A 16,759-nucleotide genomic window follows, 5' to 3' on the forward strand; every position below is an offset into this window, starting at 1 on the left:
GGCGAACGCCCGTACAAAAAGGAGTTTATGAAAAAAATCGTTTTAGCCTATTCCGGTGGACTCGATACCTCGATCATCCTCAGATGGCTCAAAGAGACCTACAGGGCGGAGGTGATCGCCTTTGTCGCCGACCTGGGGCAGGATGAGGATCTGGAAGCGGTTCGTAAAAAGGGGCTGGCGACTGGCGCCTCCAAGGTGGTGGTTGCCGATCTTCGGGAGGAGTTTGTCAAAGAGTTCGTCTTCCCAATGCTCCGGGCGAATGCCGTTTATGAGGGGAGTTATCTCTTGGGGACCTCTATTGCGAGACCTCTCATTGCGAAGGAACAGGTTGCGATTGCCCTGAAGGAAAAGGCCGATGCCGTTTCCCACGGGGCGACCGGCAAGGGGAACGATCAGGTCCGGTTTGAATTGACCTATTACGCGCTTTGTCCGGGGATTCAGGTGATCGCCCCCTGGCGTGACTGGGGTTTTAAAGGGCGGGCCGATCTGATCGCCTACGCCAAGAAAAACGGGATCCCGGTTCCGGTCACAAAGGCCAAACCATACAGCTCGGATGCGAACCTCTTTCATATCAGTTTTGAAGGGGGTATTTTGGAAGACCCCTGGAAGGAGCCCCCGGAAGAGATGTTTGTGATGAGCGTTTCTCCAGAGCAGGCCCCCAATAAACCAGAATATCTGGAGATCAACTATGAAAGGGGCAATCCGGTTGCGGTAAATGGCAAACAGCTTTCGCCGGCAGTGCTTTTAAAAAGGTTAAATGAGATCGGCGGCCGTCACGGGATCGGCCGGGTCGATCTGGTGGAAAACCGGTTTGTCGGGATGAAGAGCCGGGGGGTTTATGAAACACCGGGCGGGACCATCCTACACACCGCCCATCGTGCGGTAGAACAGTTGACGCTCGACCGCGAGGTCTTGCATCTCCGCGATTCCCTGATCCCCCGTTATGCTGAGCTGGTTTACTACGGCTTCTGGTTTTCCCCGGAGAGGGAGGCGTTGCAGACCCTCATTGATAAGGCCCAGGAGAATGTCATCGGTACAGCACGGCTCAAACTGTACAAGGGGAGCTGTCAGGTCGTCGGCCGAAAGTCGCCAAAATCTCTTTTTGATGCCAAAGTAGCCACCTTCGAGAAAGACTCCGTCTACAACCAGAAGGATGCCGAAGGATTTATCAAGCTGAACGCCCTCCGGCTGAAGACCCGTGCCCTTCTGAACCGCTAAATCCGTAATTTACAGCCCCTTCAAAAATCGGTACAATGGAGGTATGAGTAGCCGACGTGCCACTCCTACAGGTCCTCCTAGTCCTGGTGATCTGCTCCGCCAGCAGTACAAGGATCTCAAAAGCCGGGCCCCTAAACCTTCTGAGGTTGTGCACTATGCAGAATCCTGCCGGACCTTCAACCGGTCGGGGAGTGGCATTAAAGGGGCTGGTCGTGTTTTTTCAGATGAAGTGAACGATTTTATCAGAGAAACCTTAACTTTAGCTAATGGTTCCATCAATGCTGGGAGATTCGGGGATGCCGAGGCTTATTTGAACGCCGTTCGGGAGGCGCTGAACACAAGCCGGTGCCGAAAGCCGGAGATTGAAATACCCAGGCCGGTCGTACAAGAAGTTTCGAGACAACCGCCTCCCCCCAGACGCCGCGTGCCCCTTTCCCTGGCTCACTTTAGGGGATCAGACCAGCCGATCCGTCCGGAGGATTTACGAACCAATATTCGTGCCGAGGCGATCTTTGAGGAAGAAGGGGATGATCGGCGAGTCCGTGCCGTCTTTGACTGGAACAATCAGACCTACGTTGTCTTGGGCAATTCCATCCATCCTTTGGTGAGTGGGACCTTCTTGGATAGCTTGGCTCTTCAATCCAAACGTCCCTTTGGTGAAATTGTCAGCGACTTGAGAAACGAAGGGATCTTAGGCCGCTATCTCAAAGAGGGGTTTCGATTGGACGACCTTGATCTCTCAGGGGTCTAAGAAAAAATCGCATTCCACGTCAAACTCACACTCAAGGAGTCCCGCCAGTTTGCAGGCGTAACCGAACTCTCTAATAACTTCTGCAGGAACCAGCTCTCCGGCGGCGTAACAGACGCTTTGGAGCGAGGCGATGACCGGTTGGTAGGCCGCCTCTTTTTGTTCTCTTGGGATACCGGATCTCTCTACCCGTTGTTGCGTTTCATGCCATTGCCTGAGCGCCTCAACTCCCCATCCATGGGCAACGTCACGGAGAAATTGATCGGCGGTGGGGTAGAAGCAGGGGAGGGTGTTGGCGTTATGAAGCCAAAAGAGAATTAACGCCTCGGTCAAGGGGGCCAATCGGTATCTGTCATCAATCCCCCTGATTGTTGCCTCGTTCATGATAAAATGGCTGTCCGGATGAACGGAAGAGGAAGCACTGTCAGGACCGATAACGATTATCCCGACCTCATCAAACCTTGCCGGTGTCAGGGAATCGGTGACTTCTGGACAATAGGGAGGGGAAAGATCCAAAGAGGAGGGGGGTGCCATTTGGCCCTCTTATCGCCCTGAGGTTATGACAAGTTGCTTGGTACCGGGTACCTTTTGGCCAAAAGGTACCCGGTACCAAATGACCATTCGCTTGACATTTTGACCCCCCCCGTCTAGTCTCCACCCGCCAATATGCCCAAATATCGACTATTTGCACCGGGTCCGACACCGGTCTCCGAAGCGGCTTCTCTGGCGATGGCCCGGCCAATTATCCATCACCGAACCAAAGATTTTGAGAAGATCTTAGAAGAGGTCCGGGCGGGGCTGAAGTGGCTCTTCCAGACAAAAAATGAGGTGTTGCTCTTTGCCTCGTCTGGGACCGGGGCGATGGAGGGGGCGGTGACCAACACCCTTTCTAAGGGAGACAAGGCGCTGGTGATCGATGGCGGCAAATTTGGCGAACGTTGGTGGAAGATCTGCAAGGCGTACGGGATTGAGACCGACATTATTAAGGTAGAGTGGGGAAAAGCGGTTGATCCCAAAGAGGTGGAGAAAAAACTAAAGGGGGGTGAGTTCCGGGCTCTCTTTGTCCAGGCGTCTGAAAGTTCTACGGGTGTCTACCATCCGATCGAACCGTTGGCCAAGATTGTCGCCAGCCTTCCCAACACCCTGCTTGTTGTGGATGCGATCAGCGCCCTGGGAGCCATGGATCTGCCGATGGATCGCTGGAAGATCGATCTCCTGATTGCCGGTTCCCAGAAGGCGATGGGGCTCCCTCCGGGGCTTGCCTTTGCTGCCCTGTCAGACAAGGCGTGGGGTTTCGTTGAAAAAAGCAACCTCCCCAAATTCTATTTTGACTTTAAAAAGGAAAAAAAATCGCTGGAGACGAATCAGTCGGCCTACACACCGGCGATCAGTCTTATCCTTGGGTTGCAGGAAGTTTTGAAAACGATGCGTCTGGAGGGGCTGGAGGGGATGTTTGCCCGGCATGCCCGTTTGGCAGAAGCGACTCGGGAGGGGATAGGGGGGATCGGCCTCAAACTGTATGCGGAAAGTCCCTCCAATGCCTTGACCGCCGTTTGTTCCCCGGAAGGGATTGACGGACAAAAAGTTTATAAAATCTTGCAGGAAAAGTATAACATGACGATTGCCGGGGGGCAGGATGAGGTCAAGGGGAAGGTTTTCAGGATCGCCCATCTGGGGAATTTCGATGACCTGGATGTGGTGACCGTTATTGCGGCGGTAGAATGGGCCCTTGCCGATCTTGGGTATAAAGGGGAATTGGGGCGAGGGGTGGCGCAGGCGATGCAAGTTTTGAAAGGGAATGGGTGACATGGTAAAAGTTTTAGTCAGCGACAAGTTATCACCCCATGGCCTCGAAATCCTTAAAAGCGCCGGCCTGCAGGTCGATTTCAAGACCGGACTTAAACCGGAAGAACTCAAAAAAATTATTTCACAATACGAGGCGCTGGTGATCCGGAGTAGCTCCCAGGTGACCGCCGACATCCTTGAAGCGGCGGATAAATTGCAAGTGATCGGCCGGGCCGGGATCGGGGTTGATAATGTGGACCTGCCGGCCGCTTCCAAAAAGGGGATTGTCGTGATGAACACCCCTTCCGGCAACGCCGTGACCACCGCCGAACATGCGATCGCGATGATGTTCGCTGTTTCCCGCAAGATCCCGCAGGCGACCGCCTCGCTCCGTTCCGGAAAGTGGGAAAAGGGAAAATTCATGGGGAGCGAGCTTTGCAATAAGGTTTTGGGGATCGTTGGTGTCGGGAATATTGGAAAAATTGTTGCCGACCGGGCCTTGGGGCTCAAGATGAGAGTGGTTGGCTACGACCCGTTTCTTTCTGAAGAAGCGGCGCAAAAACTTGGGATTCAACTGGCGACATTAGACGATATTTTTGCACGAGCCGATTACATCACTGTCCATACGCCGCTCAACGAAAAAACCAAGAACCTGATTGGCAAGGGTGCCTTCACCAAAATGAAAAAAGGGGTCTACATCATTAACTGTGCCCGGGGCGGCATTGTGAATGAGATCGACCTGATGAATGCGATCAAGGAGGGGATTGTGGCGGGGGCCGCCCTTGATGTCTTTGAAAAAGAGCCTCCGGCGCCGGATCATCCGCTCCTGCAGATGGAACAGGTGATCTTCACGCCTCACCTGGGTGCCGCCACCGATGAAGCTCAGGAAAATGTGGCCATTGAAATTGCCGAACAGATTGCCGACTATTTCAAGACCGGCACTATTCGAAATGCGGTCAACTTCCCCTCCATCAGTGCGGAGGCTAGGGCCTTCCTCCAGCCGTATATTTCCTTGGCCGAAAAACTGGGGAGTCTGCAAGGACAGCTGGTTGAAAAGCTCCCGAGTGAGCTCCTTATTGAATACCGTGGCGACATCACCGGACGGAGCTTAAGTCCCGTCACCATCGGTTTTTTGAAGGGGCTTCTCTCGCATATGCTCTCGGACGTTTCTGTGAACTATGTCAACGCCCCGGTCATCGCCCAGGAACGGGGAATGAAGGTCATTGAATCCAAGATCCGTGAACATGCCGACTTTGCCAACCTGATGACGGTGACTCTCAAAAGCGGTCAAGAGAGCTTTTCCGTCTCTGGCACCATTTTTGGAAAAACTAACCCCAGGATCGTCCGGATTGATGACTTTTATCTGGAGGCGGTGCCGGAAGGAAAGATTCTGGTCATCCATAATCATGACCGGCCAGGGGTCATCGGCAACATCGGAACACTCCTGGGGCAGAAAAAGGTCAACATCTCCCGGATGCAATTGGGGATGGAAAAAGGAGGGTCTGAGGCGATGGCCCTCTATAATGTGGAAGGGAACATAACCCCCGATGTCATTGTCCAGATTGAAAAACTGCCCAATATTATCTCTGTAAAGGTCGTGGATCTCTAAAAATGTCCTCCATCGTCATTGTCGGTGCCCAATGGGGGGATGAGGGAAAAGGGAAAGTGGTGGACCTTTTCACCGAGTCGGCCGATTTTGTTGTCCGCTTCCAGGGGGGAAACAACGCCGGCCATACCCTAGTGATCGGGGGAGAGAAGTCTGTATTGCACCTGATTCCCTCCGGAATTTTCAGAAAAGGGGTAACCTGTCTCATCGGAAATGGGGTTGTGATCGACCCTACCGTTTGCCTTGAAGAAATTGAGAGAGTTCAGTCCAAGGGGGCCCTCAAAAACCAGAAGTGTCTTCTCATCTCGGAAAATGCCCATCTGATCCTTCCTTACCATAAGCAGATTGATCTCCTCCGTGAGGAACGAAAAGGGAAGGGGAAGATAGGGACAACAGGGCGTGGGATCGGTCCCGCCTACGAGGATAAGGTAGCCCGGATGGGGATTCGGATGGTCGAGTTTATTAATCCGGAGTTATTCAAAAAGCGGTTGGGTGAAGTTCTACCTGAAAAAAATCTTTATCTTGAGAAAATCCTTGGGGCACCGCCGCTCCCTTTCGACCAGATCTGTTCTTCCTATCTTCCCGTGGCGGAAAGATTAAAAACCTTTGTCGGCAACGCCTCCTTTGTCCTCCAAGAGGCGATCCGGAAAAAGAAAAATGTCCTCTTTGAAGGGGCGCAAGGGACCTCGCTCGATGTGGACCATGGGACTTACCCGTTTGTGACCTCCTCCAATACTGTGGCTGGTCAGGCCGCCTCCGGGAGTGGAGTGGGGCCGACAGCGATTGATGAGGTCATCGGCGTGGCCAAGGCCTATACGACCCGTGTTGGGAGCGGCCCATTTCCAACGGAACTGAGTGACGAGACCGGCCGGCATCTTCGTGAAAAAGGGGGGGAGTTCGGGGCGACGACCGGTCGTCCCCGACGGTGCGGCTGGTTTGACCTGGTTCTTCTTCGGCATGCGATCCGGGTCAACGGGTTGACCGGGCTTGTCTTGACCAAGCTGGATATCCTCTCAGGCTTAAAGGAGATCCAGGTTTGTGTGGCCTATGAGTATCGAGGTAAACAGCTGAAGGAATTTCCAACAAGCGTTGAGGTCCTGAGTGAATGTTGTCCGGTTTACAAGACAATGAAGGGGTGGAGTGAGGAGTTAAAAGGGATCCGAAAGTTCAGGGCGATGCCGAAAAATGCCAAGGCGTATGCCCTCTTCCTGGAAAAATCGCTGGGGGTTAAGATCCGCGGGGTCTCTGTCGGTCCCTCGCGCGAAGAGCATATCATGATCCAGCGTCCTTTCGGTCGATGAAGTCACTCCTGCAACAACTCGAACAGATTGAAAAATGGGGCGCTTTCTACGAGGCCTCTGATAATCGTGTTCTTGAAGTAAGTGGTTCCGATTCCACACCATTTCTCCACCGGATGCTTTCGCAAAATATCCAGAAGCAGGAGATCGGGCAGTTCCTCCATTCAGCCCTTTTGGATCGGAAGGGGATGCTTCTTTCACTCTTTGGCGTCTTAAAAATTCGGCCGGATGGCTATCTCTTTCTCATCCAGCAGTCCCTCTTTCAGAAGACCTGGGATCATCTGAAAAAGTTTAAGGTGATGGATAAAGTGGATTTTGTTGATCGGTCTTGTGAGTATCGATTGTTGTATCAGGTTGGGTCTGGAACCGAAACCGTGAAACCGTCGGATAGTTATTCCTGGAAAGAAACAATCTACTTGAAACCAGTTGTCGGTTATCTTATCCCCTCGCCGGAAATCGATCGGTTCAAAAGAAACGGCCCTTCCATCTCCAAAGAGGCCTTTGATCTGGTCCGGATGGAATCAGGGATTCCTGAGTATGGTGTTGATATCGATGAGACTGCCATCGTTCTTGAGGGAAATCTCCACTTTGCGGTCGCCCGGAACAAGGGGTGTTATCCGGGCCAGGAGGTGGTGGAACGGATCTTCAGTTACGGCAAGGGACGGACCCCAAAAAATCTCTGCCTCCTGACAGTTGACGAAGAGGTGCAAATTCCGGCCGGAACAATCGTCTATGATGCGGAAGGGAAAGAGGCCGGAAAAGTGACCTCGGCCCGGTGGCATCCCTTAAAGAAAAAACTCCTCGTCTTGGCCTATCTGGATCATAAATTTCTCAAAGGTGAGCTGGCGTTTAAAATACCCCCCTTGTGTCAAAAATCCCTTCACTTGGCTCCTTTTCCAGGCAATCCAAGAAATTAGAATTCTATCTATTTCAGCTGGTTAGACATCAATTATTAATTTGAATAGTTGGCATGCGGTTTGCTGTACCTTTCTAGTAGGAGGTCGTGATGCAGGCACTCTTGAACATCGAACCGGGTCCTGAAAGGCGGGATCACCCGGGCTATTCACGATGGACGGAGGGGCAGAAAAGGGAAGTCATCGAAACAGTCCTCTTCTGGCTGGAATTTCCCCAGGAAGAGGAGGTTTCCATTGAGTTCCTGCGCAATCATGCGATCCGGATCCAATACGATCGTCTGCCGGAACTCGCCTGGACCGAGATCACCTACGAACGTTTCGGCACTATGCTCCAGAAGTGCGGCGTCCGCCGGGTCTGGTTTGGGTAACAACCTCTGTAAACGATGAGGAGGGATTATGAAACGACTCATACTCTTTGTTGCGGTTTTTCTTATTGGTCTCTTTCAAGTAAATCAAATTGCCTTTGCCACAGGAGGGTTCCCGACCAGGGGATCCAATAAATCTCTTATCAAGGGCAAAATGCTGCCTGCTCTTGAGATCACAAAACCGGCCCTGAAAGTTGGGCTGTGGAAGCATGGTGGCGAACAGTGCCAGAAGGATAAAGAATGCTTTTCAAAAATCTGTGATGCCGAAAGCCACACCTGTCTTCCAGATCTGGGAGATGCCTGCGATGATTCGCGCGGTCGCCAGTTCCAATGTGCCACGGGAACCTGCTGGAACAAGGTTTGTCTTCCGGAAGATATCTTTACCAGAAGTTGTCGTTCAGACCGTAACTGCCGTGTTGAAGACAGGGGACCGCTTCATAGTTGGTTCTCCTATGAGAATGCGTTTGCCTGCATTGACGGAAGATGCAAACTTTTGAATGGAGCCGCAGCTTGCCAGGAGGATAACCAATGTGTTTCAGGTCGTTGTGGTTCTGTCCCATCGTCAAATCCCTATAGTGTACGATTTAAACAGTGTCTTGGAGATCTTGGGGAGAGCTGCATCGAGAGTGCTTGGAGGTACGAAGACGGTTCAGTTCAGGCCTATTGCGCCGTTCAAGGCGACTATAGAGCATTATGTATTAATGGAAGATGCTCTTGGGCTCAATCTGCAGAATCCAATGAAGACTGCACCAGGGAGAACGTTAGTTGTGATTATGGTCTTATCTGCGAAAGAAATAGAATTGGTCAAATGAGGTGCAATTACATTAAACCGGGAGACCCCTGTGACTCCGACTTATATTGTGGGGGAGACCCAAGATCAGAGTTTCCGATGAGCTGTCTGAGTGGGCACTGTGTCGTTACCCAGAATAGCCCCGGGAGGAACTGTAACGATGACTATCATATTTGTGGTTCTACCCTCATTTGTGACAGTGGCCAATGTCGTTCTCATCAGGTCGGGGATCGCTGTGAGTCCAGTGAAGAATGCAACAGATATCATGAATATTATAATCTGACTTGTGATCCAGAAACCCAACGTTGTCGCAACAGGTAACAATAGTTCTCCTTGATTGTTGACAGTCTCCAGCGAGTTCGCTAGATTCACGGACATGGGGCTCACTCATATCAAGGCGCGGTTGTTTTCGAATCCTCCTTCAAGAAAGACGAAGAATATTCAATTTCTGGTTGATAGCGGTGCTGTTTATTCTGTCCTCCCTGAAAAGGTCTGGAGGTCCTTGGGCCTGAAACCAATGAGGGAGGTGGAATTTACACTGGCCGATGGAACGGTCATATCCCGGTCCATCTCGGAATGTTCTTTTAAGGTCCAAGGAAAGAAAGGGACATCTCCTGTCGTTTTGGGGGCTAGTGAGGATGCCGCACTTCTTGGCATGGTGACTCTTGAAGTCCTGGGATTGATGATTAACCCTCTCTCCAGAGAACTCCTTCCGATGAAACTTGTCTTGGCCAGAGTCAAATAAGGTGTGATTCGCCCTGATGAATTTCTCCCTCACCGAAGACCAAAAAGCGATCCGTGAGATGGTCCGGAACTTTGCCCAAAAAGAGGTGGCCCCCCGCGCCGCGGAACTGGACCGAAAATCAGAGTTCCCCTCCGAAAATTTGAAAAAGATGGCGGAACTGGGACTCATGGGGATGATGATCCCAACCGAATGGGGTGGGGCAGGGCTAGACGCCATTTCCTATTGCCTTGCCTTGGAAGAGGTTTCAGCCGCCTGTGCCTCCACCGGTGTGACGATGTCGGTCAACAATTCCCTTTTCTGCGGGCCGGTTTTTAAATTCGGAACAACGGCTCAAAAGGAAAAATATTTAAAATCGTTCGCCTCCGGGAAAAAACTGGGGGCCTATGCCTTGTCGGAGCCGGGAACCGGATCGGACGCCGCGAACCAGCAAACGACCGCCAAAAGGTCGGGGAACAAATACCTTTTAAATGGCCGGAAAAATTTTATCACCAACGGTCCCCATGCCGACGCGATGGTGGTTTATGCGATGACCGACAAGGAAAAGAGGCATAAGGGGATCAGCTGTTTTATCGTGGAGAAAAATTTTAAGGGATTTGCGATCGGCAAGATTGAAAAGAAGCTCGGGATCTGCGCCTCCAGCACCTCGGAGATTGTTTTGGATAACTGTGAGGTTCCCGCTGAGAATCTCCTTGGAAAAGAAGGAGAGGGGTTTGCGATTGCGATGGCGACCTTGGACGGTGGCCGGATCGGAATCGGAACACAGGCCTTGGGGATTTCGCGGGCCGCATTTGAAGCCGCTGTGGCCTACTCCAAGCAGAGGGAGGCGTTCGGTCAGCCGATCAGCCAGTTTCAGGCGATCCAGCATTACCTGGCCGATATGGCATTAAAAATCGACGCCTCGCGACTTCTGATCCACCGGGCCGCCTGGTTGAAGGACCAGGGGCAACCTTACAGCAAAGAGGCGGCGATGGCCAAACTCCACGCCTCGGAGGCGGCGATGTGGATTACCACCAAGGCGATTCAGGTTTTCGGCGGCTATGGCTACATCAAGGATTATCCGGTAGAGCGGCATTTCCGGGACGCCAAGATCACGGAACTGTATGAAGGGACCAGTGAGATTCAAAGATTGGTTATTGCGAGGAGTCTTCTTAAATCTTAATGGGAAATTTGCCGGAGCGTCAGAAGGGTGATTCACCCAAAGAATTCAGCACCCTTTCCTCAAGACTGATTCGGAGGCTTTACACGCCTGAGGATACGGCGGATCTCGATCCTGACAAGGATATTGGCAAGGCGGGGGAGTACCCGTTCACGCGCGGCATCCATCAGTCGATGTACCGTGGCAGGCTCTGGACGATGCGCCAGTTTGCCGGTTTTGGAACTGCCGAAGACACCAACAAACGGTTCAAGTATCTCCTCTCCCACGGGATGATGGGGCTCTCTACCGCCTTCGATATGCCGACCCTGATGGGGTACGATCCGGATCACCCGATCGCAGGCGGCGAAGTGGGGATCGAAGGGGTGGCGATCTCGTCGCTCTCTGACATGGAACTCCTGTTTGACGGAATTCCGTTGGATAAGATCACCACCTCCATGACGATCAACGCCCCGGCGATTGTGTTGATGGCAATGTATGTTGCCGTCGGTGAGAAACAAGGCCTGCGGCCTGATCAGTTGGGCGGTACCATCCAAGCCGACATCCTTAAAGAATTTATTGCGCAGAAAGAATGGATCTGCCCGCCGGAGGCGTCCGTCCGGATCCTGATGGATATGGTCGATTGGTGCAGCAAAGAGATGCCAAAGTGGAACTCGATCTCGATCTCCGGTTACCATATTCGTGAAGCGGGGGCGACGGCGGTTCAGGAACTGGCCTTCACCTTGGGGGACGGGGTTGCTTATGTAGAGGAAGGGATCCGTCGCGGGATGGATGTCGATAAATTTGCGCCGCGGCTCTCCTTCTTTTTCGACGTCCACAATGATTTTTTTGAAGAGATTGCCAAATTCCGGGCGGCGCGGAGACTCTGGGCCCGTCTCATGAAGGAGCGATTCAAGGCAAAGAACCCCCGTTCCTGGATGCTTCGAACCCACGCGCAAACGGCCGGGGTGAGTCTCACGGCGCAACAACCTTATAACAATGTTGTCCGGACAACGATCCAGGCGTTGGCGGCGGTCTTGGGAGGGACTCAGTCGCTCCACACCAATTCTCTGGATGAAACTTACGCCCTTCCAACCGAAGAGGCGGTTCGGATCGCCCTGCGAACCCAACAGATTATCGCCCATGAGAGCGGCGTTGTCGGTACGGTCGATCCCTTCGGCGGTTCTTATTTCGTCGAAAGCTTAACCGACGAGATGGAAAAGGAGGCGCAGGCGATCATCCGGAAGATTGACGAAATGGGGGGGATGCTTCGGGCGATCGACCTTGGCTACCCTCAAAGAGAGATCATTGAATCAGCCTTTCGCTACCAGAGACAAGTGGAAACCAAGGAAAAAATTATTGTTGGGGTGAATGATTTTGTCTCGGAAAAGGAACCGCCGATCGAAACCCTGAAAATCTCCAGAGAGGCTGAAAAAAGGCAGTTAAAAAGACTCTCCGAGGTCAAGAAAAAGAGAAATGCCAGAAAAGTGGAAGAATCGCTGACCCAACTCAAAAAAGCCGCCGCCTCAAGGGAAAACCTGATGCCTTCTGTCTTGAAAGCGGTCAAGGAATATGCAACGCTGGGAGAGGTCGTCAGCGTTTTTAAATCTGTTTTTGGAACGTATAAAGATCCGGGGCATTATTAATGGAACGTAAACTACGTATCTTGGTTGCCAAACCGGGCCTTGACGGCCATGACCGCGGGGCAAAGATTATTGCGCGGGCCTTGCGCGATGCCGGGTTTGAAGTGATTTACACCGGCCTTCATCAGACGCCGGAGATGGTGGTGAACGCCGCCATCCAGGAAGATGTCGATTGTGTCAGTCTTTCCATCCTTTCCGGCGCCCACAATCATTTGTTTGCTGAGGTCCTCCGTCTTTTAAAGAAAAATGGGTGTGCGGATAAGGTGGTGATCGGTGGCGGGATCATCCCGCCGGATGATATCCCCGGTCTGAAGAAGAAAGGGGTGAAGGCGCTCTTCACCCCCGGAACCGATACGAGAGATGTTGTTGACTGGATCCGTAAAAATGTTAAGCCGAGGAGATTATGAGACCAGTTTATGTGGTCAGTGGCGGCGTCAGTAAATTCAAAAAGGCCCGTCCCGACAAAACCTTTCAGGCGATCGTCAAAGAGGCGGTTGTCTACGCCCTGCAGGATATTGGGCTCGACTACAGAAAATTTCTGGAAATCGTCGACGGGTCGGTTGCCTCTTACTTCTCCGACCACTTTACCCGTCAGCTGATGGCGGGGATCATGGTCCAGGATTACCTCGGGTTGACCCCCAAGCCGTCTCACCGTGTCGAAGGGGGCGGGGCGACCGGTGGTCTTTGTTTTCAGGAGGCCTGGAAGTCGGTCGCCTCCGGTACCATGGATCTTTGTCTCGCCTACGGTTTTGAAACGATGAGCCATGTCAATACCTGGAAGGGGAATGAGTTTATTGCGCTGGCCTCGGATGTCAGCTTTGATTATCCGGTCGGCGGTTTTTATTCCGGCTATTACGCGATGATGGTGGTGCGGCATATGAAGGAATACGGAACCACCGTCGAACAGATGGCGCATGTCTCGGTCAAAAATCACAGGAATGCCCTTTACAATTCCTATGCGCAGAAGCGGCAGAAATTGACGATCGGTGATGTGCGCGGGGCGCCTGTGGTTGCCTGGCCACTCACCCGTCTGGATATCTGTGTGATGAGTGACGGGGCCGCCTGTACGCTGGTCGCCTCCGAGGAGGGGATCCGTAAAATTGAAAAGGCGACCGGAAAACCGGTCAATGCGGTCAAGATCACCGGGATCGGCCGCGGGACCGATGCGATGCGGATGTCGGATCGTCCCCACAAGGATGTCATTTTACTCCCCCACGAAAAACCGGAGGATTACGTCGGCAAAAAATTTGTCGGCGGAAAATTGAAATACCCCGGCATCCATTCCTTCCGGGCCGGTCGGGTGGCCTCACTCAATGCCTACAAACAGGCCGGGATCACCGATCCGTTGAGCCAGATCGATTTTGTCGAACTCCATGACGCCTATACCTCTTCCGAAATCCAGACCTACGAGGATATGGGGCTCTGCCGCTACGGCGAGGGGGGTGAGTTTGCCGCCTCCGGCAAGACGTTTATGCCGGGGATCGATTACGGCCTGAAGCTAAAGGAGAAACCGGTCTGTCCGGTGAATCCGTCCGGGGGATTGATCGCCTGTGGTCATCCGGTGGGGGCTACGGGACTGATGCAGGCGGTCTTTGCCACATGGCAACTGCAAGGGACGATTGGAAAACATTTTGGGGACAAGACCCTTCAGGTGAAGAACCCCAAACGCGGAGTCATCCACTCTCACGCCGGGACCGGAACGTACGTGAGCGTTTCTATTTTGGAGAAAAATTAGGAGAGCTTATGGCGGATAAAACTATACCAACACAGATTGAAGAAACCGATGATGGGCAGATTTTATTCAATGTCCCACTGCCTAAAAATCCGGAACAGTTCAAGGATCTCTCGCCGATTATTCTCAAACAGCCGTACCATATCGATTACATCCACAGCTACGGTCAGGACTCCCCCTGGTTTGCCGGTTTGGCCAACAAGAGACTCTTGGGGACAAAATGCCAGAAGTGCGGTTACCAGTTTGCCACCCCGAAACTCTCCTGCATGGAGTGTGGGTCGGATTGCGACTGGGTGGAGATGCCTCTAGAAGGAAACCTCCATACCTTTACCGTCTGCGAGTTTGGCTCCGAGGAGTTTTTAAAGGAGACGCCGTACATCCTTTGTCTCGTAGAGTTCGAAGGATTCAACACCCTCCTCCTCAGCCGTCTGATCGGGGTCAACCCCCGTGAGGCATCGCTGGATTGGGTGGGGATGAAGGTGAAGGCAAAATTCCGGCGCAATTCCAAGTTCAAACCGACTGATGTCTATTTTGTCCCTGCTTAAAAAAGATGTCCTTCGTCATCCAAAAAGAGGAGGGGCCTCTCACCCGCATTATCCTCAATCGCCCCGAGGTCAAGAACAGCCTCAACGAGGAACTGATTTCTGAATTAACAACAGCCCTCCTGAAGGTTTTTAGGGATAAAGACTGCCGCCTGGTTATTCTTTCCGGTCAGGATGGTTTTTTCTGTGCCGGCGCCGATCTTCAATGGATGAAAGAGATCGTATCGACCTCTAAAAAAACACTCGCAAAAAGGGCGGCAGGATTTCAAAGGCTTCTTTCATTGCTCAACGATTCCCCTCGGCCGACGATAGCGCAAATCTCGGGCGGCGCCGCGGGAGGGGGGCTTGGATTGATTGCCTGTTGCGATATCGCGATCGCCTCCGAGGAGTCCTCCTTTGTCTTCAGGGAGGTGAAGGTGGGGCTGATCCCGGCGCTTATTTCTCCGTATCTGATCGCCAAGACCGGTTCGTCATGGGCACGACGCTACTTTTTGACCGGCGAGCGATTCAGCGCCCAGGAAGCAAAGCGGGTCGGACTTTTGCATGAGGTTGTTCCGGGAGAACAGCTTGAATCGAAAACAATGACCGTGGCGCGGGAACTCTTTACCTCGGGGCCGGAGGCGGTTCAAAGGTGCAAAAAATTAGTTAAAAGTCGAAGCGGGTCAAGGCGGGCCCTTCGGGAACTCCTTTCCGTTTCTTCCTCGAAAGAGGCCCGAGAGGGGATTCAAGCCTTCTTGGCCGGGAGAAAACCGTCCTGGTCTATCGGGTAGGGGCCGGTTTCAAGACTGTTCTTTTTTCCATTCTTTTCAGGATTTCACGGTTGCGTTTGAGCGAGGTGGAGAGTTCCTGCAAGAGGGTATCGGTCTCCTTAATCATCTCCTGCAACCCATTTTCCTCTTTCCTCAATTTTTCTAATTTGAAGGGAATGGTATGGGGGGAAAGATACTGCATGTAAAAGTAGAAGAGGGGAAAGGCGACTAGCAATCCGACAATAAAGGCCTGCAGTTCGGAAACTCGGAATGGAAGATTTTTTTTAAGACGATCCGCGAGTACAGAAAATGTCATGTTCCTTAAACGCCCCCTTGTTTGGCCTCTTTGTCGAAAAGGTCGGGGTAAAAGTTGCTAATTTTTAATTATTTCGTCGTAGTAGACGATGGCGGCGCCGGTCCTGGGATCAACCGGGTATCTGGCGGGGGATCTCCCGGAGAGGCTTCTTAATCGCTGAGTCTGCTCCTCGGAGAGCTCAATCGTACGGTGCATCTCATTCAAAAGGGCGGCGGCCTGGCTGCTAAATTGCTCCAGGTTTTTCTCCTTTTCCTGCAGGAGGGAATATTGTTGCCAGAGGCGGGGGAGGGTGAGAACCCCGGTAAAGAAGGTGACGAGTGCCAGTGTCCCTCCCAAGAAAGAGAGGAAAAAACGGCCCCACTGCCTGAGGAGAGTCCTCCCCGTCAGCTGGGTGATTTCATGAATGGCTGGCATCTCTCTTTCCATCACGGGGTATTTTCGTAAGGGTAGGTGACTCTCTCTGAGGCAAACCTTCTCTGGAGGTGCCGTGCCTTTTGCATCAATCTCTGGGCCTCCCTGTTGCCACGGAGGAGGCTCTTTGTCATCCCCTGCACCTTCTGTGAGTCGGTCACGGCAACCTTCGGAGCCTGTCGCTGAACCACCCCTGAGCGAATCGCTCTTGGGGGAACCACCCCTTCCCCTAACAAAGAGGGAGGGACAATTTCGATCTCCTGCAAGGCAGTCTGGGTTTCCAGAATCGTTGCCTCAGTCTTGTCCAGAAGATCTTTTAGATAGGCTTTTTGTCTTTTAATTTCAGACTCATAGGATATTATCTTTGAAGCAAAACTTTGCTTTAAATAATAGGCATTAACCAGAAGGATAATCCCGAGGGTGAGACTTCCCAGAAAGAGGATGGAGCGGATTCTGTCGAGGAGCGTTCTTGGCCCGTCCGGCATGGTGTTCGGTGATTAATAGAGGGGAGCGATCCTGTCAACAAGAAACTAAAAATCGGCTAGACCACCACGAAGAAGAGATCACCCACCTCAAGCAGGCCCACGCTTAGATCTGTTTTTCCTCGCATTTTTCTAGAAATCTGGGTTAGAAATCCCCCCAACCCCCCTTTTTCAAAGGGGGAGGCACAGAATTTTCCCCCTTTAGCAAAGGGGGACACAAGGGGGATTTTTGAAAAGGGTCTTCGTCGCTACACTCCTCGCAATGACCCTCACCCCCTGCGGG

Annotated in this window: 19 protein-coding genes; 15 read left to right on the forward strand and 4 right to left on the reverse strand. The window is 52.4% G+C overall.

The genetic code is table 11. From position 1 onward, the window contains the following. Positions 1 to 27 precede the first annotated feature (27 nt). Both HYS22_02255 and HYS22_02260 read left to right on the forward strand, forming a co-directional pair. On the forward strand, positions 28 to 1,218 hold the full coding sequence (locus HYS22_02255; GenBank protein MBI1908976.1) for an argininosuccinate synthase: 1,191 nt from the start codon (positions 28 to 30) through the stop codon (positions 1,216 to 1,218). Between the two features lie 43 nt (positions 1,219 to 1,261). Further along, complete coding sequence (locus HYS22_02260; protein MBI1908977.1) at positions 1,262 to 1,969, forward strand: hypothetical protein; 708 nt, start codon at positions 1,262 to 1,264, stop codon at positions 1,967 to 1,969. Here the strand turns inward: HYS22_02260 and HYS22_02265 are convergent. Next, complete coding sequence (locus tag HYS22_02265) at positions 1,958 to 2,500, reverse strand: hypothetical protein (GenBank protein ID MBI1908978.1); 543 nt, start codon at positions 2,498 to 2,500, stop codon at positions 1,958 to 1,960. The two genes, HYS22_02260 and HYS22_02265, sit on opposite strands and share 12 nt — an antisense overlap. A 132-nt stretch (positions 2,501 to 2,632) precedes the next feature. Here HYS22_02265 and HYS22_02270 point away from each other — a divergent pair, with 132 nt between their 5' ends. The 13 genes from HYS22_02270 to HYS22_02330 all read left to right on the forward strand — a co-directional run bounded on the left by HYS22_02270 (position 2,633) and on the right by HYS22_02330 (position 15,288). Beyond that, positions 2,633 to 3,772 carry an alanine--glyoxylate aminotransferase family protein gene (locus HYS22_02270; protein MBI1908979.1) on the forward strand — a complete coding sequence of 380 codons (1,140 nt, stop codon included), beginning with the start codon at positions 2,633 to 2,635 and terminating at the stop codon, positions 3,770 to 3,772. Between the two features lies 1 nt (position 3,773). Further along, positions 3,774 to 5,360: a phosphoglycerate dehydrogenase gene (locus HYS22_02275; GenBank protein ID MBI1908980.1), complete on the forward strand. Its 1,587-nt coding sequence runs from the start codon at positions 3,774 to 3,776 to the stop codon at positions 5,358 to 5,360. Positions 5,361 to 5,362: 2 nt separating this feature from the next. Continuing rightward, entirely contained in the window at positions 5,363 to 6,658 is a 1,296-nt protein-coding gene (locus tag HYS22_02280; protein ID MBI1908981.1) for an adenylosuccinate synthase, read from the forward strand. Further along, entirely contained in the window at positions 6,655 to 7,572 is a 918-nt protein-coding gene (locus tag HYS22_02285; GenBank protein MBI1908982.1) for a hypothetical protein, read from the forward strand. Before HYS22_02280 ends, HYS22_02285 begins: the two co-directional genes overlap by 4 nt. Positions 7,573 to 7,661: 89 nt before the next feature. Next, on the forward strand, positions 7,662 to 7,937 hold the full coding sequence (locus HYS22_02290) for a hypothetical protein (GenBank protein MBI1908983.1): 276 nt from the start codon (positions 7,662 to 7,664) through the stop codon (positions 7,935 to 7,937). 494 nt (positions 7,938 to 8,431) lie between these two features. After that, positions 8,432 to 8,746 carry a hypothetical protein gene (locus HYS22_02295; protein ID MBI1908984.1) on the forward strand — a complete coding sequence of 105 codons (315 nt, stop codon included), beginning with the start codon at positions 8,432 to 8,434 and terminating at the stop codon, positions 8,744 to 8,746. 354 nt (positions 8,747 to 9,100) lie between these two features. Next, entirely contained in the window at positions 9,101 to 9,469 is a 369-nt protein-coding gene (locus HYS22_02300) for a retroviral-like aspartic protease family protein (GenBank protein ID MBI1908985.1), read from the forward strand. 16 nt (positions 9,470 to 9,485) lie between these two features. Further along, the gene (locus HYS22_02305) at positions 9,486 to 10,628 is read left to right on the forward strand and encodes an acyl-CoA dehydrogenase (GenBank protein ID MBI1908986.1); all 1,143 of its coding nucleotides are present in this window, start codon (positions 9,486 to 9,488) and stop codon (positions 10,626 to 10,628) included. Beyond that, on the forward strand, positions 10,628 to 12,247 hold the full coding sequence (locus HYS22_02310) for a methylmalonyl-CoA mutase family protein (GenBank protein ID MBI1908987.1): 1,620 nt from the start codon (positions 10,628 to 10,630) through the stop codon (positions 12,245 to 12,247). Before HYS22_02305 ends, HYS22_02310 begins: the two co-directional genes overlap by 1 nt. Next, positions 12,247 to 12,651 carry a cobalamin B12-binding domain-containing protein gene (locus tag HYS22_02315; protein ID MBI1908988.1) on the forward strand — a complete coding sequence of 135 codons (405 nt, stop codon included), beginning with the start codon at positions 12,247 to 12,249 and terminating at the stop codon, positions 12,649 to 12,651. The genes HYS22_02310 and HYS22_02315 overlap by 1 nt, the downstream gene beginning before the upstream one ends. Further along, positions 12,648 to 13,979 (forward strand): thiolase domain-containing protein, encoded by a 1,332-nt coding sequence (locus HYS22_02320; GenBank protein ID MBI1908989.1) that lies wholly within the window; start codon positions 12,648 to 12,650, stop codon positions 13,977 to 13,979. The genes HYS22_02315 and HYS22_02320 overlap by 4 nt, the downstream gene beginning before the upstream one ends. A gap of 8 nt (positions 13,980 to 13,987) precedes the next feature. Beyond that, complete coding sequence (locus HYS22_02325) at positions 13,988 to 14,521, forward strand: Zn-ribbon domain-containing OB-fold protein (protein MBI1908990.1); 534 nt, start codon at positions 13,988 to 13,990, stop codon at positions 14,519 to 14,521. 5 nt (positions 14,522 to 14,526) lie between these two features. Next, entirely contained in the window at positions 14,527 to 15,288 is a 762-nt protein-coding gene (locus tag HYS22_02330; GenBank protein ID MBI1908991.1) for an enoyl-CoA hydratase/isomerase family protein, read from the forward strand. Here HYS22_02330 and HYS22_02335 read toward each other — a convergent pair. Genes HYS22_02335 through HYS22_02345 form a run of 3 tightly spaced genes read right to left on the reverse strand, consistent with a single transcriptional unit; the run spans position 15,278 to position 16,479 of the window. Then, positions 15,278 to 15,583: a hypothetical protein gene (locus tag HYS22_02335; protein MBI1908992.1), complete on the reverse strand. Its 306-nt coding sequence runs from the start codon at positions 15,581 to 15,583 to the stop codon at positions 15,278 to 15,280. The genes HYS22_02330 and HYS22_02335 overlap by 11 nt on opposite strands. Positions 15,584 to 15,640: 57 nt before the next feature. After that, the gene (locus HYS22_02340) at positions 15,641 to 16,012 is read right to left on the reverse strand and encodes a hypothetical protein (GenBank protein ID MBI1908993.1); all 372 of its coding nucleotides are present in this window, start codon (positions 16,010 to 16,012) and stop codon (positions 15,641 to 15,643) included. After that, the gene (locus HYS22_02345) at positions 16,009 to 16,479 is read right to left on the reverse strand and encodes a hypothetical protein (protein ID MBI1908994.1); all 471 of its coding nucleotides are present in this window, start codon (positions 16,477 to 16,479) and stop codon (positions 16,009 to 16,011) included. The genes HYS22_02340 and HYS22_02345 overlap by 4 nt, the downstream gene beginning before the upstream one ends. Between the last annotated feature and the right edge of the window lie 280 nt (positions 16,480 to 16,759).

Source organism: Deltaproteobacteria bacterium, assembly GCA_016177765.1.
Taxonomy (GTDB): Bacteria; UBA10199; UBA10199; order JACPAL01; family JACOUP01; genus JACOUP01.

Excerpts from the sequence above, each read along its gene's own strand:
- HYS22_02325 (MBI1908990.1), top strand. The coding sequence starts at position 13,988 with ATGGCGGATAAAACTATACCAACACAGATTGAAGAAACCGATGATGGG.
- HYS22_02280 (MBI1908981.1), top strand. The coding sequence starts at position 5,363 with ATGTCCTCCATCGTCATTGTCGGTGCCCAATGGGGGGATGAGGGAAAA.
- HYS22_02300 (MBI1908985.1), top strand. The coding sequence starts at position 9,101 with ATGGGGCTCACTCATATCAAGGCGCGGTTGTTTTCGAATCCTCCTTCA.
- HYS22_02275 (MBI1908980.1), top strand. The coding sequence starts at position 3,774 with ATGGTAAAAGTTTTAGTCAGCGACAAGTTATCACCCCATGGCCTCGAA.
- HYS22_02320 (MBI1908989.1), top strand. The coding sequence starts at position 12,648 with ATGAGACCAGTTTATGTGGTCAGTGGCGGCGTCAGTAAATTCAAAAAG.
- HYS22_02270 (MBI1908979.1), top strand. The coding sequence starts at position 2,633 with ATGCCCAAATATCGACTATTTGCACCGGGTCCGACACCGGTCTCCGAA.
- HYS22_02330 (MBI1908991.1), top strand. The coding sequence starts at position 14,527 with ATGTCCTTCGTCATCCAAAAAGAGGAGGGGCCTCTCACCCGCATTATC.
- HYS22_02290 (MBI1908983.1), top strand. The coding sequence starts at position 7,662 with ATGCAGGCACTCTTGAACATCGAACCGGGTCCTGAAAGGCGGGATCAC.
- HYS22_02315 (MBI1908988.1), top strand. The coding sequence starts at position 12,247 with ATGGAACGTAAACTACGTATCTTGGTTGCCAAACCGGGCCTTGACGGC.
- HYS22_02255 (MBI1908976.1), top strand. The coding sequence starts at position 28 with ATGAAAAAAATCGTTTTAGCCTATTCCGGTGGACTCGATACCTCGATC.
- HYS22_02345 (MBI1908994.1), bottom strand. The coding sequence starts at position 16,479 with ATGCCGGACGGGCCAAGAACGCTCCTCGACAGAATCCGCTCCATCCTC.
- HYS22_02295 (MBI1908984.1), top strand. The coding sequence starts at position 8,432 with ATGGAGCCGCAGCTTGCCAGGAGGATAACCAATGTGTTTCAGGTCGTT.
- HYS22_02335 (MBI1908992.1), bottom strand. The coding sequence starts at position 15,583 with ATGACATTTTCTGTACTCGCGGATCGTCTTAAAAAAAATCTTCCATTC.
- HYS22_02310 (MBI1908987.1), top strand. The coding sequence starts at position 10,628 with ATGGGAAATTTGCCGGAGCGTCAGAAGGGTGATTCACCCAAAGAATTC.
- HYS22_02265 (MBI1908978.1), bottom strand. The coding sequence starts at position 2,500 with ATGGCACCCCCCTCCTCTTTGGATCTTTCCCCTCCCTATTGTCCAGAA.
- HYS22_02285 (MBI1908982.1), top strand. The coding sequence starts at position 6,655 with ATGAAGTCACTCCTGCAACAACTCGAACAGATTGAAAAATGGGGCGCT.
- HYS22_02305 (MBI1908986.1), top strand. The coding sequence starts at position 9,486 with ATGAATTTCTCCCTCACCGAAGACCAAAAAGCGATCCGTGAGATGGTC.
- HYS22_02260 (MBI1908977.1), top strand. The coding sequence starts at position 1,262 with ATGAGTAGCCGACGTGCCACTCCTACAGGTCCTCCTAGTCCTGGTGAT.